Here is a 15,648-nt window from a genome sequence, read left to right as displayed (position 1 = left end):
CTTCCGTCCCCCACGTTGAGAGGCGTCGTCACGGCGGGTCACCGCTATGGCCGACGCAGGTGTCAGGTAGCTTAAGTGCCGACGGCGTGGTATTCTGTGGGGAAATTTCAAGGTGAAGCTATGCGCCGGTTTCTTACATCGGTGGCGTTGTTTTTTTCAGCGACAGTGGCGGCCGCTGGGGACCCCTTGTTCGATGCCATTTCAGCAGGAAACACCGTTGCCGTGGAACAGTCTCTGGCTTCGGGTGCCGATGTCAACAGCCGCACGCGCGATCAAGCGACACCACTCATCAACGCCGCGCTTGAAAATCAGCTTGCCGTTGCCGAGCTGTTAATAGACAGACATGCCGATGTTATGGCGAGGAATTCAGGCGGCTTTACGCCCCTTCATGCTGCGGCATTTTCGGGTAGCCTACCCATCAGCAAACTGCTCCTGGAGCATGGAGCAGTTCTCGACGATGCATCCAACAAAGCCGGTGTTACGCCCCTCATGGTTGCGGGCGAAGAGAACCATGTCCTCCTAGCTGAGTTTTTGCTTGCCAAGGGGGCCGATGTCAACCACGCCGAGGTTCACGGCTACGCGCCAATCACGAGGTCCATGTGGAAAGGCAATTTCGATATCGTCCGCCTGTTCAAGCGACATGGTGTGGCCTGCCCTCCGGGCAGCATCCTCGGCGCGGCCAATTACGCTAAGTGCATGGAAATACACGATTAAGACAGGAGGAGCAGATGCATTCTGGAAACGGGACACGATGCATTGGCCGTTCTTCGGCAATGATCGGTCTGGCTGTCGCAGGTGCAGTCAGCGGATCACCAGCCATGGCCGACGATTCCGTAAACACGGGCTACTTCGGCGGTGTCGCTATCATGGGGTACGACACTGTCGCCTACTTTACCGAAGGCAAAGCGACGAAAGGCTCGGAAAAAATCTCCTACGAATGGATGGGGACGCCATGGCATTTCGCCAATGCCAAACATCGTGAGATGTTTATGAGCGAGCCGCTTAGATACGCGCCTCAGTACGGCGGCTACTGCACGGGCGAGGTGAGCGGCGGGTCCGTCACCGTCAACATCGATCCGGAAGCCTTCAAGATCGTCGAGGGCAAGCTTTACCTGATGTATGACAAGGCGGATGCGGAGGACTTTGCCGCGCATCCGGCGGACACTGTGGCCAAGGCCGATGCCAAATGGGCGAAGGTCGCGGCCGATCTCGAGCTGGATCAGTACCACTGACGGACTGACAAGCGCCTATTGGGCAGGTGTAAAATAGAAGACCTTGGTTGAATTTACGTAAGCATAGCTGGTTTCGCCAGCCGGGTTTGCGTGTCTATAGACCGGGCCGCAATCGGCTCGCCCAAATGCGTTTTCACTTTGCTCACAAAGCAGGTCCCCTTTGACAGAAATCTTCTCGGTCATCATTTGGGACGCCGAGCGGAATGCGGCCTTTCCGTCCAGTTGGACTTGCATCAGCGCAGGGCTATCGGACGGCTCAGTCTTTCCCCGCAGTAGTTTGCCCATGACCGTGGCAGCGATCTCGGCACCCTTCAACCGATTTTGCTCGTCCCCCTGGAAGCGGAACGGCCATTCCGGAAGCCCCGCCTCGCGCAGCGCGTCGAGGATAAATGCCAAATCCTGGTCTCTGAAATGGGCACTGCCCAGCCGCCATGACGCGAGGCAGTCACGCCCCCCCATAAGACGTTCGGCCTCGGCGACAGTCGCTCGAGCCTCATCAATGCGACCGACACGGACATAGGCCATGGCGAGAGCGGTAACGAACTCGCCGTTACCTTGGGAGCCATAGCCAGCGCGTTTGAAACTGTCTATCGCCCTCTCGTAGTCGCGTTGCAGATAGAAAATCATGCCAGCCGTATATCGGTCGACAGCAGAGGGGTTCGGATCGAACCTGAGCGCCTTGTCGACCGCCGCAGCAGCGTCGGCGTGATTGCCCGTTACCAATTGAACATATGCGGCCGCCATATGGGCCTCGGCATCGGCAGGCCCGAGCGACACGGCCTTCTGCGCCGAGGCGATCGCCTGGTCATAACGTCGGTCCACGACCTGCATGATAGCGAGGACCGCATAAGGCGACGGTAGTTCGGGATCAAGGGCGAGCGCGCGACTTGCCTTGTCGTATGTTCTTTTTCGCGCCAGGGCACTCTGGAGGACGTCGTCATATGCGCTTCGCCAGACAAAGGCCGACGCATGCGCATCGGATGTGAAGGCTTCAGCAAAGCCGCTGTCGAGTTCCTCGGCCTTGTCAAACAGCGCCAATGCCTCCAGCATCCGAGAACGACGGCCGGTACGGGCCGCCTGCTCGGCACGCAGATAATAGTCATAAGCTTCGAGATTGGCGGTCGGGGGTCGGGCAATTCGCTCTACCTCGGACGGGGTGAGTTCCAGACCGAGCGCATTGGCGATCTGGCGGCTCATCGCATCCTGGACAGCAAACACATCCGCCCCGCTGCGATCAAACCGATTGGCCCACAGATGGTCGCCGCTCACAGCGTCGACCAGCTGCGCGTTGACGCGCATCAGGTCGCCCATGCGCTGAACACTTCCCTCCACGACAAAGCGCACGCCGAGGTCACGGCGTATGTCTGCCAGCAAGTGGGGCTTATCCTTGTAGGCAAAGACGGAATTCTGGGAAATGACATCAAGTTTCGACAACCTGGTGAGGTCGGTGATCAGGTTGTCGGTAATGCCGTCGGCGAAGTAATCCTGGGTTTGGTCACTCAAGTTGGCGAAGGGTAGCACTGCGATCGATGCGCGTTGCTTCTGGGGCCATTGCCAGGCGACGACAGCCGCGCTGGCAAGGATCAACAGCGCCGCGAGCGCCAGCAGTGCCATACCTCGTGACCTTGGCCGAGGGGAAAAGACGACCGTTCCGATGTGCCCTGGGTCAAGCAGAACGCGATAGACGCGAACCGGGTCCGCAATGTTTTTCAGTCGATGCTCGCCGAGGGCCGAGAAGCCGACATCGACCTTGTGCACAACGTGGTCGAATGCGGTCCCGGATATGAAGATTCCGCCAGGTTCGGCAATTGCCTGCAGACGGGCGGCTATGTTGACGCCGTCGCCATAGATGTCATCGGCTTCAACGATAATGTCGCCAAGATTGATCCCGATGCGAAATCGAATGCGCTGCTCCTCGGAAACTCCCTGGTCTCTGCTGGGCATTTTCCGCTGGATGACGGCCGCACATTGAACCGCGTCCACAACGCTGGCAAACTCGACGAGTGCGCCGTCACCCATGAGTTTGATGATCCGGCCATGGTGTTCTTCGATGGCGGAATCAACCAGCTCCCGGCGGCAGGCCTTCAACCGCTCGAATGTGCCGCTCTCATCCACTCCCATGAGACGACTATAGCCTACCACGTCAGCGGAAAGTATCGCGGCGAGACGCCTCTCCATTTCTCTGCCCCACGCTTTCGATACAGGGAGCTGAGCATCTTACCACGACCGAGGTCGCGCTGGCACAGGAGTCCGGTCTTTTCGCCAATTTGTCCGGCGTTCATGATGCGGCCTTGCCATCGCACCTACCTTCTACCAGCCGATCATCTCCCCAGCAATTTCTACCCTGCCGTAAGTACAACTTATCGACCGCGGCAGATTTTTCGACATTTACAATGGTTTTGTAAAATTGGAGGCTACGCACATAGAAGCGTCTCCGTGCCGTCAGCGCTCATTGCGTCGTGCACCTTTGAGCTTCACATCGACAAAGGGGTGCCGGCATGACCAAGAAGCAGATGAAACTGGGGCTCTCGATGCGGTACATGGGCTACCATGTCGGAGCCTGGAGGCACCGGGATACCGTCAAAGGCGGGAACTCGATGCTCCAGTCGTTCCTCGGCGTCGCCCAGACTGCCGAGCGCGCGAAATTTGACATGGTTTTCCTGGCGGACGGCATCGGTGTGCGACTGGACGACAAGCCGAAAGGCTCGCTTTGCCGCTCCCATCATAATGTCGAACTGGAGCCTCTGACGCTGCTTTCAGCGTTGGCTGCGCTTACGCAAAACATTGGTCTCGTCGCCACGGCCTCGACCACATACAATGAGCCTTTCCATATCGCCCGTAAGTACGGATCGCTAGACCAGATAAGCGGTGGACGTGCGGCCTGGAACGTTGTGACTTCTTGGTCGGACCAGGAAGCGTGGAACTTCTCGATGAGCAAGCAGCTCGATTACGATACGCGCTACGAGCGCGCTGCGGAATTCGTCGATGTCGTCACAGGTCTCTGGGATAGCTGGGACGAGGACGCGTTCATCATCGATAAGGAAACCGGCATCTTCTTCGACGACAGCAAGATGCATGTGCTCGATCACGTCGGAAAGCATTTCTCCGTACGCGGTCCGCTCAGTGTCCGCCGTTCGCCGCAGGGTCGGCCGATCCTCGTCCAGGCCGGCGTCTCCGAACCGGGCCAGCAGATCGCCGCTCAGCATTGCGACATGGTCTTTATGGCAAAGAATGATTTGAAATCAGCCCAAGATTATTATGCCTCCGTTAAGGATCGTCTCGAGGGATACGGGCGCCAGCGCGGCGATCTTCTGATGATGCTCGGCCTCACTCCGATCGTCGGCCGCACGCGTGAAGAAGCGCAGGAGAAATACGAGGAGCTGGAATCGCTTATCGACCCGATCGTCGGCCTGCAGCTACTGTATCGTTCCTTCGGCGATCTCTCGCATCTGCCGCTCGACGGACCGGTGCCGAAGCCCGATCTCGAAAAGGTCGGCCTCAAGAGCAGTGCGCAGATGTACTACGATCTAGCCCAGAAGCAGAACCTGACGATCCGCCAGCTCTACAAGAAGCTCGGCATGGCGCAGGAACACAAGACGGTCGTCGGCACGGCCAAGGACGTTGCCGACGAAATGCAGAGCTGGTTCGAAGCGGGTGCCGCCGACGGCTTCAACATCACCCCGACGCACCTGCCGCAGGGCATCGATGATTTCGTCGAATTGGTGCTGCCTGAGCTGCGCAAGCGCGGCCTCTTCCGCGCGGAGTACGAAGGCCGTACTCTTCGCGAAAACCTGGGTCTTCCCGTGCCGGTAAGTCGCTACAAGCAGGCCTCGGCCGACAACAAGCTGATGGCGAGCTGACATCTAGGGGATCTGCGACATGCACACCACAATCACGGCAGACGCCACTGATTTCAATCAGCCAATCGAAGAGGGCAATCCGGCGGCGGACAATCGCCTGTTCCGGAGATGCCTTGGCCAATACGGAACCGGTATCGCCATCATAACCACGGAGAACGAGGGCCGCCGCGCCGCCGTCACCGTCAACTCGTTTTCATCGGTCTCGCTCGATCCGCCGCTCGTCCTGTGGTCCATCGCGCGAACTTCCCGAAGCTTTTCGATCTTCACCGGCGGTGGGCGCTTTGCGGTCAACATTCTGTCGTCGCGCCAGATGGATGTCTCTCGCCACTTCTCCAGCAAGCTCGAAGACAAGTTCGCAGACAGTGCGTGGACACCGGGACCGCACGGCTCCCCGCTGATCGACGGATGCCTGGCGCATCTGGAATGCGAGACACATGCGCTGGTTGAAGGTGGCGATCACGTCATCATCATCGGCCTCGTCAAGCGGGCACGGCGTTTCGAAGGAATGCCGCTCCTCTTCTCACAAGGGCAGTATAGCGTCCCGGAACCCCATCCCGAGACGTCCCCAACCCCCGAGGCAAGCGGCGCCGCCCCGGATACCACGTCCGAAGGTACGATCGTCTCCCAGATTTTCGAGGCTCACAACCTGCTTTCTTCCGTTTTCGACGAACATCGACGGGCTGAAGGCGTCAATATCTCCGTCGCTCGTGTTCTGGCATGTCTCTACGACGCGGAGGGCCTGAAGGCGGATCAACTGGCCGCTGCCACCTATCTCGGCCAACGGGATACCGAGGACGCGATAGCGGAGCTGGTGAGGCGCTCGCTGCTGGTCAACAATCAGGGACACCTGTCACTGACGCCAGAAGGAAGAAAGGTCCGGGAGGCGATCAGGAGGCGCTGGCAGGACTTCCAGCAGGCGCAGATTGCCGGTATCCCTGAGCCTGATCTCAAGAGCACGATCCGGGCACTGTCAAAGCTGATCAATCAAAACAAGACAATGCGGTAATCGAGGCCCTTTATGAACTGGGACTACATCGTCATCGGCGCCGGATCGGCAGGTTGCGTTCTTGCCAACCGATTGAGCGCCGACCCCTCGGTCAAGGTGCTGGTTCTCGAAGCCGGCGGCAGTGACAAGAAATTCAACATCATGATGCCGTCGCTGGCATTCAAGGCGATGGCCGACAAGCGCACAAACTGGAAGTTCATGGCCGAACCGGACCCGACGCGCAACAACCGCCGGGACATGGTGCCGCGCGGCAAGGTTCTTGGCGGTTCCAGCTCGATCAATGCCATGTTCTATGTACGCGGCAATCGCGGCGACTACGACCATTGGGCGCAACTCGGTAATCGCGGATGGTCCTACGACGACATTCTCCCTTACTTCAAGAAGGTGGAGGACAATCGCGACGGCGTGACCGATATCTACGGCAAGAGCGGCCCGATCGTCGTCAGCGCCGTGCGCAGGCCGCCGAAGCTCGCGCATGTCTTCATCGAGGCGATGAAGGAACTCGGCTATCCCCACAATCCGGCCTACAATGCGGAACCGACCGAAGGGGTCGCCATCAGCCACGTGACCCAACACATGGGGATCCGGTTCAGCGCCGCCCGGGGATACCTCGACCCGATCAAGTCGCGGTCGAACCTGACGATCATCACCGGCGCTCTGGTACAAAAGGTCCTTTTCGAGGGGCGGCGGGCATCTGGCGTGGAGTTCCAGGTCGACGGCAGGCAACGTATTGAGCACTGCCGCGGCGAAATCATCGTCGCTGCAAGCGCCATCAATTCCCCGAAGCTGCTCATGCTCTCCGGCATCGGCCCGGCCGAGCAACTCAGGGCACATGGAATACCGGTCTTGCAGGACAGCCCCGGCGTCGGACGCAACCTTCAGGAACATCCCAGCACGCAGGTGAAGGCCTATGTTAACGTCAAGACGCCGAACCAGGAGTTTAACCTCCTCGGCATACTGAAATACGGCGCACAGTTCCTATTCGACCGTTCGGGTTACGCCACCTACACCTATACCGGGATGGGGCTGATCCGCACGCGCCCAGACCTCGAATATCCCGACATCCAGTATCACTTCGGTGCGTTCTCCGCGAACTACACTGACGAGGGGATCGAGATGCAGAAGGAGGCGGCGATCAACCTCCAGCCGAATGTCAACAATTCGCGCAGCCGCGGCTTTCTGGAGCTGCGCTCGGCCGACCCCAACGAGCAGCCGAAGATTCAGTTGAACCTCCTGAGTGATCCCTACGACGTCGCAACCCTGATGGCCGGCGGCCGGATCGCGCGGGCGGCGCTGCAATCGAAGGCATTCGCCCCTTATGTTACCGGCGAGATGAAGCCCGGCAAGGATGTGCAAACCGATGACGAGTGGATTGCCTACATGCGCGAGAACGCAAGTGGAAGCTACCATCCGTGCGGCACCTGCAAGATGGGGATAGATACCGCGGCAGTCGTCAGTCCCGACCTGAAGGTCATTGGCGTCGAAGGATTGCGCGTCGTGGATTCCTCGATCATTCCGCAGATACCGAGCTGCAATCTGAATGCGATCAGCATGGCGATAGGCGAAAAGGGTGCCGACCTCATCCTGCAGGACCGGGCACGCCGCGCCGCCGCTTGAAGGATCAGAAGACGAAGTTGAGATACGAATGAACAGTCCGTCCGCAAAGACTTTCGTTTTCTATATCGTGACTGACTTCACGCTGCTGGCTTTTACCTCCGCCATCGAAGCTTTGCGCCTGGCGAACGCCGTTCGAGGAACGGAGGCATACCGCTGGCGGATCGTGTCTGGAGATGGGCTGCCCGTGAAGGCGAGTTGCGGCCTCACCATCACGCCGGACGGTTCCATCGCCGAGGAGAAGGCAAGGCCACACGCCGACAGGGCCGACATGGTCGTGGTTTGCGCCGGATGGCACGTCGAACGCGCGGTGGACAGATCGGCCGCAGCTTGGTTCAGGTGGTCTCGCAATGCCGGATCGGCGATCGCGGGGATTTGCACCGGTGCGTACCTGCTTGCCCACGCCGGACTGCTCGCCGGCAAGCGCTGTACGATTCATTGGGAAAACCTGCCTGCTTTCAAGGAAAAATTTCCAGCCGCGATTGCCGGAACGAACCTGATTGAATGTGATTCCCAGATCTATACATGCGCGGGAGGGGCAGCGTCCTTCGATCTCATGCTGAACTTCATAGAGCACGATTTCGGAAGGCGCACGTCGCTGGCGGTTTGCGAGCAGGCAATTTTCGACCGCATTCGTCCACCGTCCGAGCGGCAACGCAGTCTTGTACGGACGCTCGGCAAGCTCAATCCGCTTCTGCTCGCAGCCATCGAATTCATGGAGGAGGCAATGGCTGATCACGCGAGCATCGAAGCCGTTGCGCGCCACATCAAGCTCTCCCGCCGCCAGTTGGAACGCCTGTTCGCCAAAGAACTGGCGACATCGCCATCCCGGTTTTACCTTGAGCTGCGCCTCGATCATGCCCGCCTGATGATACTGCAATCCGGCATGGCTGTCGTCGATGTAGCCGTTGCCTGCGGCTTTGTCTCGAGTTCGCACTTCTCGAAATGTTACCGCGAGTACTACGGTGTCTCACCGAGCAAGATGAGGTTAAAGGCGCCACGCAGCGCAGAATTGCGATCTCTCGCCGCCACGTCCTAAAAGCTTCTGAGGCAACAGTGCGCACCTGTCGGCGTGATCGCCGCTTTGGCGAATACCACCAGGCAGCTTTTACCATCACCCCTTGACTGCAGCGGTGACGCTCATTCTTCATGCCTGAAGACCGCCGATTGCCTTCAACTCCACGAAGGCTTCGAAGCCTGCTTCGCCGCACTCGCGACCATTTCCGGACTGCTTGAAACCGCCGAAGGGCGCGGAGGCATCCCACGCAGGATAGTTGATCGCCACCTGGCCGGCGCGCAACTGCTTGGCGATTGCCTTCGCCTTGGAAAGGTCCGCGCACTGGAGATAGGCCGCCAACCCATACGGAGTGTCGTTGGCGATTGCGATTGCCTCTTCGACGCTGTCATACGGAATGAGGCTGACGACGGGTCCGAACATCTCTTCGCGCGCCGCTGTCATGTCAGGTGTGACATCCGCAAAGACGGTCGGTTGCACGAAATAACCCCGGCTCAGCGACTGGGGCCGGGCGCTGCCTCCGGCAACGACGGTTGCACCTTCCGCGATCGTCTGGTCGATGAGCGACTTCACCCGCTGGTATTGGCGTTCGTTCATGACCGGGCCGAGCATGACACGATCGTCGGTGACATCGCCAAGCACGACGGACCGAGCAGCCTGTCCGGCATACGCAATCGCCTCCTCCTGCAGGTGACGCGGCACCAGCATACGCGTCGGCGCCGTGCAGGACTGACCAGCATTGCGATAGGCGCCAAGGACACCCTTCGTCACGGCGCTCTCCAGATCGACGCCGTCGACCAGAATATTCGCGGAATTTCCGCCTAGCTCCTGATGGACGCGTTTGACTGTATCGGCGGCACTCTTGGCCACCTGGACGCCGGCACGTGTCGAGCCGGTGAAGGAAACCATATCGACACCAGAATGGCTCGACATGGCCTCGCCGACGGTCGGTCCGTCGCCGTTGACCAGATTGAAGACACCCGCCGGAAAACCGGCATCGTGAAGGATTTCCGCAAACAGCATCGGACTGATCGGCGCATATTCGCTCGGCTTCAGCACCACCGTGCAGCCGGTCGCGAGCGCCGGCATGACTTTGGTGACGATCTGCAATACCGGGAAATTCCACGGCGTGATCAGGGCACAGACACCGACGGGCTCCAGCGAGAGCAAGGTCGGTCCGGCCATGCGCTCGAATTCGTAATGTTCGAGGATCCGGATCGCATCGGCTATATGCGCGCGCGAGCCGGCGATTTGCGCTTCCCGCGCAAAGGTGATCGGCGCTCCCATCTCGAGAGTCGTCAGTTGCGCCAGCTCCTCGGCGCGTTCGTCGAAGATCGAAAGTAGCCGGCGAAACAGCGCCAGCCGTTCCTCGCGGGAGGATTGGCTATAGGTTGCAAAGGCACGGCGTGCTGCCTTCACCGCCAGATCGACGTCTTCCCCAGTCCCCATCGCGATCGTTCCCGCAACTTGTTCCGTCGCAGGGTTGATGACGTCGCGTCGCGCCCGGCCGTCGGTCGTGACAAAGCGGCCGTCGATGTAGAAGTGATCGAGATATTTCAAAGAGCATGCTCCTGCTGTTGCTTGTCGTCGCAAGGCGGCTCGCCGGGTTGCGCCTTGCGCGCACCGCGCGGCACCAAGGCCTTGAAGGCGTCGGCCATCTTGACCACGCCCGTCGGGACGCCGTCCTTGAAGACCACGAAGGACTTGGCGACATCGCCTTGCGATAGGGCGATCAAGTGTTCGAGATTGTCGTCGGCGTCGACCCGTCCGTCTACGTGGATATCGGGCACGCCCCCTGCAGTCATGATCGTTTCGGCACGCAGTACGCGCGCCAGATTGATGTCGTTGACGAATTTCTCGATATAGGCATCCGCCGGATTGAGGATGATTTTCTGCGGCTCACCCTGTTGCACGACGACGCCGTCCTTCAGGATCACCAGATGATCGGCGATCTTCAGGGATTCATCGAGATCGTGTGTGATGAAGACGATCGTCTTGTCGAGTTCCTCCTGAAGCTCGAGCAGAAGATTTTGCATGTCCGTCCTAATCAGCGGATCGAGCGCCGAGAAGGCTTCGTCCATCAGCATGACGTCCGAATTCGAAGCAAGCGCGCGGGCGATGCCGACACGCTGCTGCATGCCGCCGGAGAGTTGTTGCGGATAGTAATTCTCGAAGCCCTTGAGGCCCAGTCGCTCCAGCCACTTCAGGGCATTCTTGCGTGCGTCACCCTCGCTATCGCCGCGCGCGCGCTGCGCCATTTCCACATTCTGCTGCACCCGCATGTGCGGCATCAGCGCGAAGTTCTGGAAAACCATGGACATACGGAAACGACGAAGTTCGCGTAACGGCGCCCCGGTCAGCCCCGCGACATCGGTGCCGTCGAGCAGGATCTCGCCAGCGGTCGGCCTGATCAGGCCGTTGATGTGGCGGATCAGCGTCGATTTTCCCGAGCCGGACAAGCCCATGATGACGGTGATCTCTCCCCGTTTCATGTCGACATTGATGTCCCGCAGGCCGAGAACATGGCCGTGCTTGTCGAGCAACTCCGCCTTGCCCATGCCGGCCCGCACATGCGGCACCATCTCATGTGGCTTGGTTCCGAAAATCTTGTAAAGGTTGCGGATCGATATCTTCGGTTGGTCGGTCAATGGCCTCCCCCTCGAGGTTGGAGAGTGGAGTTTACGCGCGACATGGAAGCCTTGCTGACGCGATCGAAGTTGATGGCCAGAAGGACGATGCCGAAACCCGCGACGAGGCCGACGCCGAGTTCGAGATTGTTGATGCCGCGCAGCACGAGAACGCCGAGCCCGGGCGCGGACACGAGTGACGCGATCACAACCATGGACAGCGACATCATGATCGTCTGGTTGACGCCGGCCATGATGCTTGGAAGTGCGAGCGGCAGCTCAACCTTGATCAGCTTCTGCCACGGATCGAGACCGAACGCGTCAGCCGCCTCGCCGACATTGCCGTCGACCATCCGGACGCCGAGGTTGGTCAGCCGGATCACCGGCACGACGGCGTAAAGAATGATCGCGATTCCGTAGAGCTTCGACTCGGTGACCGAGAACAGGAAGATCAGCGGAATCAAGTAGACGAAGGATGGAAGGGTCTGGAGCATGTCGAGGATCGGCAGCGAAAACCGCTCCATGCGCTTGCTCTTCGACATCATGACCCCCACGGGAATGCCGATGACGATACAGATCAGCGTACAGGCGAACACGATCACCATCGTCTGCAAGGCGTAATGCAGGTGGTCGACGAAGCCCAGCGCCAGGAGGCTGGCCGCCACCAGAGCAAGAATGGCCCACGAGCGTGATGCGAGATAGACAATCACCAAAAGCGCAATAACCAGCACCCACCAGGGAACGACCTCCACGACGTGCAGCGAAAAATCCAGGAGCCATGACAGCGGCTGCGTCAGGGGATCCAGCACCGTCTTCAAGCCGACGCGCAAATGCAGAAAAGTGCTCTCGATACCTGACGTCAGATCACGGGTGCGCGGTATCGCCTGACATGCATCATGCAAAGCATCGAGCGACGGAAACGGTGCGTCTACAAGCGATGGGCCGGACGTATCGTTGGCCTCCTTGGCTCGCTTGAGCAATTCCGCCATGCTCATCGGACCGCTGCCCGCGCCGGCATTGCACCAGTCGCGAAGCCCCAGCCCATCGAAAAGCCCAGTGTAGAACGCCATGGTCCACCTCCGTAAGGAGCATTATCCTGAACCGGGCAAGTCTACGAGGACGGCCCGATACGACAAGAGGCCCGCCGAGCACCTGGGTGCGGACGGGCCCGTGACATCCTTTACTTGATAATGGCGGCGATTTTGGTCTTGGCGTCGTCGGACAGCCAGTTCGGCCAGACGTCCTTGTAGGTTGTGAGGTAGTGCACAGCGGTCTCGTCGGCCGACGCCTTGTTCTCTTCCTGCCAAGAGAGAAGCTTGTTCATGACCTCGTTGCTGAAGGTGACCTTGCTCATCAGCGCCACCAGTTCCGGGTTCTTGTCGTAGAACGGCTTGGCCATCGTCGTCAGGACGGTCGCCTTTGGCCAACCGGTCTTGCTCGGGGTCGCGCAATCGGCCGTGGCGTTGCACTTCGCCTTTTCGGTATCGATTGGCCCCATGTCGACCTCGACCATCTTGTATTTTCCGAGCACGCTGGTCGGTGCCCAGTAGTAGCCGAACCAAGGTTCCTTTGCCTCGTAGGCCGATGCGATCGAGGCAGCGAGCGTCTCGAGAGATCCATGGTTGAAAACCTCGATGCCGTGCTTTTCGAGCTCGAAGGCCTTGGCCAGATTGTCGCTCGAGGTGCGGCAGCCGGTTCCGACAGGGCAATTGTTGAAGCGGCCACCGACCAGATTCGGATTCGCAAGAATACCGTCGATCGTCTTCAATTCGGGATGTTGTTCTGCCAGGTAGTCCGGGATCCACCACGCATCAACGCCGCCATCGGACAGAACGTTGGCGACCTTGACGATCTTTCCTTCTTTTTCCAGCTTGTAATACACGTCGGCGACACCCGGCCAGACTTCGGTCAGGATGTCCGGTTGACCGGTTTCGGCAAGCGAGGTGAGTGCAGGCACCGTCGAGGTCGGAACCTTCTTAACGGTGCAGCCGTAGCCCTGCTCCATCAGGAAGCTTGACACCGCCGTGACGACTGCGGCCGATGACCAGTTCATTTCCGTTATCGTCACCGTTCCGCAGGCAGCGCTGGCGGAAGAGGTGCTCGCGAAAAGGCCCGCGCCCACCATACCTACTACTGCAAGAAATGATTTCATTTTTTGTTCCCCTATTGGCTTTGCCGATGACCGTCCGTGCAAGGTGTTCGGGCATGGACGCGAACGGTGTTCAGTCCGTTCTTTTGCTTACCAAGGGAAAGATTACGGTGCGACCAAGAGATAACAAGTTGCTAAATACCTACGTCATGCGTAACCTCAGCTTTATGCAAAGACTTCGCTACAAGTTGCCGCCGCCAAATCTTTTGATCACTTTCGAGGCCGCGGGACGTCATCTCAGCTTTACCAGAGCGGCAAGCGAGCTCAACGTCTCGCGTGTCGCCGTCAGTCAGCAAATCCAGGCGCTTGAGAAATTCCTCGGGATAACTCTGTTTCAGCGCCTGCAGCGGTCGGTGAAGCTGACGCGAGAGGGCGAACGCTATCACCTTGCAATTTCCGACGCTCTGGAACGTGCCCTGCGGGCAACCACCGAAATCAGCAAACGTGCGGAAAGCAATGTCGTCAATGTCGGAACGACGCCCGGCTTCATGACCTACTGGCTGTCACCGCGCCTTGGTGAGTTTCGAACCCTGCATCCCGACGTCGACCTTCGTTTCATCGTCTCCGATAACAATCTTGGCTTCGAAGACAATATCGATGTGGCCATTCGCTATGGCGTCCCGCCTTTCGATGGAGCGGACGCAACCTTTCTTGCGAGGCAGGCGATTGCTCCGACCTGCGCAAGCACATTTCTAGCGGAAGGCACACATCTCCAGCCGACGGATCTCCTCAATCAGCCCCTCCTGCATTTGGAGGGGCCCTACGATGAACAGACACGCTGGTCGTCCTGGTTTCGCGCACAAGGTCTCGACATGGCGAAGGCCCGCGCGGGCATCACACTCAATTCGTACACGAGTCTCGTGCAGGCAGCACTCGACGGCCAGGGATTTGCTTTGATCGGCCCACCGTTGATCGGGAAGTTTCTGTCCAACGGTAGCCTCGTCCAGCCAGTTGACGGACAGCCAATCGTACGTCATGCGTTTCACCTGCTTATGCCGAAGGCTACGCGACCGTCGGTGGCTGTTCTCGCTTTCGCCGGCTGGATCAAGGCGTCATTTATGGTGCTGGCAGAAAATGCCGCCGAACAACAGAGTTGAGCGCAAACCGAAATTCGAACGCTGTCTGCCGCCGAAAGCGGAGTAAGTTTTTCATCCCACTCAAATCGCAGGCTGCCTTGATCTTGAAGGGAATTCAACGCCGCTACGAGCTCGTCTGCGCGTGCAGCGCCGCGAAAGCTCGTAGGCTAGCCTGTTTTCACTTTCGTTCCGGCGCCAGCACGAAATCGTGCTCGACCTGCCAGAATGATCCTGCGAAACCGAGCTCCCCTGCCCTTGTGGGGTCGTCCGTCAGCTTGAATTCGGCCAGCAAACTCTCCTTAACGCCGAAGACCGCATCGGAATGGATGTAGCGATCGTCGGGGTCAAAAATATGGGTCGTCAGCGTCTCGAACCCGTCTGCCTTGATGATATAGTGCAGATGGGCAGGTCGGTAGGGGTGACGGCCGAGCGCACCGAGCAATTGACCCACGGGACCATCGTCTGGGATCGGATAGTATTTCGGCTTCACCGCGCGGAACCAATAGTGTCCGTCCTTGCCGGTGCGGAATACGCCGCGCAAATTGAAATCGGGCTGGATGCCCTTCTGCTGGACGTCATAGAACCCTTCGTCATTCGCCTGCCAGACGTCGAGCACCGCATTTTCGATCGGGCGGCCTTCGGTATCGAGGATTCGGCCGCTGATCACCATGTCCTCACCCTTCTGGTCGAGGCAGATATTGGCGCCCATCGGAAGCTCCGGCGCATCCGCGACATGGAAGGGGCCGAGAACCGTGCTTTCGGACGCGCCCGATGGTTTACGGTTGTTGATTGCGTCGACCAACATCGATACGCCGAGTACGTCTGACAGCAGAATGAATTCCTGCCGCCAGTCGGTGCAGGTGTGACCGGTGCGGGTGAGAAAGAGGATCGCTTCCATCCATTCGTCCTGGGTCGGCTCCAGCTCTTTCACCGCCTCATGCAGCTTGCGGGTCACCACCTCCATCACCTGCTTCAGCCGCGCATCGAGTGCATTGGTGTTGCGGCCGGTGACAACCTCGACAGAGTTTTCCTCAGTGAAATAGCCTTTTTCTTCAAAGCTCATTGTCGC

The 15,648-nt window shown here is 59.1% G+C and carries 13 protein-coding genes; 7 read left to right on the top strand and 6 right to left on the bottom strand.

Going from position 1 to position 15,648, the window contains the following annotated elements; all coding sequences use genetic code 11:
- Positions 1 to 120: 120 nt before the first annotated feature.
- Both PH551_RS10490 and PH551_RS10485 read left to right on the top strand, forming a co-directional pair.
- Entirely contained in the window at positions 121 to 714 is a 594-nt protein-coding gene (locus PH551_RS10490; RefSeq protein WP_285192942.1) for an ankyrin repeat domain-containing protein, read from the top strand.
- Positions 715 to 728: 14 nt separating this feature from the next.
- The gene (locus PH551_RS10485; RefSeq protein WP_483315413.1) at positions 729 to 1,232 is read left to right on the top strand and encodes a YHS domain-containing (seleno)protein; all 504 of its coding nucleotides are present in this window, start codon (positions 729 to 731) and stop codon (positions 1,230 to 1,232) included.
- 15 nt (positions 1,233 to 1,247) lie between these two features.
- Here PH551_RS10485 and PH551_RS10480 read toward each other — a convergent pair whose 3' ends face one another.
- Positions 1,248 to 3,410: a tetratricopeptide repeat protein gene (locus tag PH551_RS10480; protein ID WP_285192941.1), complete on the bottom strand. Its 2,163-nt coding sequence runs from the start codon at positions 3,408 to 3,410 to the stop codon at positions 1,248 to 1,250.
- Positions 3,411 to 3,730: 320 nt separating this feature from the next.
- On the opposite strand from PH551_RS10480, the gene PH551_RS10475 reads away from it, so the two are divergent.
- Genes PH551_RS10475 through PH551_RS10460 form a run of 4 tightly spaced genes read left to right on the top strand, consistent with a single transcriptional unit; the run spans position 3,731 to position 8,751 of the window.
- Complete coding sequence (locus tag PH551_RS10475) at positions 3,731 to 5,092, top strand: LLM class flavin-dependent oxidoreductase (protein ID WP_285192940.1); 1,362 nt, start codon at positions 3,731 to 3,733, stop codon at positions 5,090 to 5,092.
- 19 nt (positions 5,093 to 5,111) lie between these two features.
- The gene (locus PH551_RS10470; protein ID WP_285192939.1) at positions 5,112 to 6,098 is read left to right on the top strand and encodes a flavin reductase; all 987 of its coding nucleotides are present in this window, start codon (positions 5,112 to 5,114) and stop codon (positions 6,096 to 6,098) included.
- A 12-nt stretch (positions 6,099 to 6,110) separates the two neighbouring features.
- Entirely contained in the window at positions 6,111 to 7,715 is a 1,605-nt protein-coding gene (locus PH551_RS10465) for a GMC family oxidoreductase (RefSeq protein WP_285192938.1), read from the top strand.
- A 22-nt stretch (positions 7,716 to 7,737) separates the two neighbouring features.
- A complete protein-coding gene (locus PH551_RS10460; protein ID WP_483315415.1) occupies positions 7,738 to 8,751 on the top strand; it encodes a GlxA family transcriptional regulator in 1,014 nt (337 codons plus the stop codon).
- Positions 8,752 to 8,859: 108 nt separating this feature from the next.
- Here PH551_RS10460 and PH551_RS10455 read toward each other — a convergent pair whose 3' ends face one another.
- The 4 genes from PH551_RS10455 to PH551_RS10440 form a co-directional block, all read right to left on the bottom strand.
- Positions 8,860 to 10,287: an aldehyde dehydrogenase family protein gene (locus tag PH551_RS10455; protein WP_285192937.1), complete on the bottom strand. Its 1,428-nt coding sequence runs from the start codon at positions 10,285 to 10,287 to the stop codon at positions 8,860 to 8,862.
- Positions 10,284 to 11,375, bottom strand: coding sequence for a betaine/proline/choline family ABC transporter ATP-binding protein (locus PH551_RS10450; protein ID WP_285192936.1), 1,092 nt, complete (start codon positions 11,373 to 11,375; stop codon positions 10,284 to 10,286). Before PH551_RS10450 ends, PH551_RS10455 begins: the two co-directional genes overlap by 4 nt.
- The gene (locus PH551_RS10445; RefSeq protein ID WP_285192935.1) at positions 11,372 to 12,424 is read right to left on the bottom strand and encodes an ABC transporter permease; all 1,053 of its coding nucleotides are present in this window, start codon (positions 12,422 to 12,424) and stop codon (positions 11,372 to 11,374) included. Before PH551_RS10445 ends, PH551_RS10450 begins: the two co-directional genes overlap by 4 nt.
- Before the next feature lie 110 nt (positions 12,425 to 12,534).
- Positions 12,535 to 13,506, bottom strand: coding sequence for an ABC transporter substrate-binding protein (locus PH551_RS10440; protein ID WP_285192934.1), 972 nt, complete (start codon positions 13,504 to 13,506; stop codon positions 12,535 to 12,537).
- 53 nt (positions 13,507 to 13,559) lie between these two features.
- On the opposite strand from PH551_RS10440, the gene PH551_RS10435 reads away from it, so the two are divergent.
- Positions 13,560 to 14,600 (top strand): LysR substrate-binding domain-containing protein, encoded by a 1,041-nt coding sequence (locus PH551_RS10435; RefSeq protein ID WP_285192933.1) that lies wholly within the window; start codon positions 13,560 to 13,562, stop codon positions 14,598 to 14,600.
- A 157-nt stretch (positions 14,601 to 14,757) separates the two neighbouring features.
- On the opposite strand, the gene PH551_RS10430 is transcribed toward PH551_RS10435, so the two are convergent.
- Positions 14,758 to 15,642 (bottom strand): intradiol ring-cleavage dioxygenase, encoded by an 885-nt coding sequence (locus PH551_RS10430; protein WP_285192932.1) that lies wholly within the window; start codon positions 15,640 to 15,642, stop codon positions 14,758 to 14,760.
- Positions 15,643 to 15,648 lie beyond the last annotated feature (6 nt).

It is taken from the genome of Rhizobium atlanticum, assembly GCF_030182485.1.
In the GTDB taxonomy this organism is placed as follows: Bacteria; Pseudomonadota; Alphaproteobacteria; order Rhizobiales; family Rhizobiaceae; genus Rhizobium.
Note: the sequence above shows the minus strand (reverse complement) of the source record. Positions and strands in the feature narration are given on the sequence as shown.

Bases quoted from the DNA above. Each gene is read 5' to 3' on its own strand.
- PH551_RS10480 (WP_285192941.1), bottom strand. From the start codon at position 3,410: ATGGAGAGGCGTCTCGCCGCGATACTTTCCGCTGACGTGGTAGGCTAT.
- PH551_RS10440 (WP_285192934.1), bottom strand. From the start codon at position 13,506: ATGAAATCATTTCTTGCAGTAGTAGGTATGGTGGGCGCGGGCCTTTTC.
- PH551_RS10430 (WP_285192932.1), bottom strand. From the start codon at position 15,642: ATGAGCTTTGAAGAAAAAGGCTATTTCACTGAGGAAAACTCTGTCGAG.
- PH551_RS10465 (WP_285192938.1), top strand. From the start codon at position 6,111: ATGAACTGGGACTACATCGTCATCGGCGCCGGATCGGCAGGTTGCGTT.
- PH551_RS10445 (WP_285192935.1), bottom strand. From the start codon at position 12,424: ATGGCGTTCTACACTGGGCTTTTCGATGGGCTGGGGCTTCGCGACTGG.
- PH551_RS10435 (WP_285192933.1), top strand. From the start codon at position 13,560: ATGGACGCGAACGGTGTTCAGTCCGTTCTTTTGCTTACCAAGGGAAAG.
- PH551_RS10490 (WP_285192942.1), top strand. From the start codon at position 121: ATGCGCCGGTTTCTTACATCGGTGGCGTTGTTTTTTTCAGCGACAGTG.
- PH551_RS10475 (WP_285192940.1), top strand. From the start codon at position 3,731: ATGACCAAGAAGCAGATGAAACTGGGGCTCTCGATGCGGTACATGGGC.
- PH551_RS10470 (WP_285192939.1), top strand. From the start codon at position 5,112: ATGCACACCACAATCACGGCAGACGCCACTGATTTCAATCAGCCAATC.
- PH551_RS10485 (WP_483315413.1), top strand. From the start codon at position 729: ATGCATTCTGGAAACGGGACACGATGCATTGGCCGTTCTTCGGCAATG.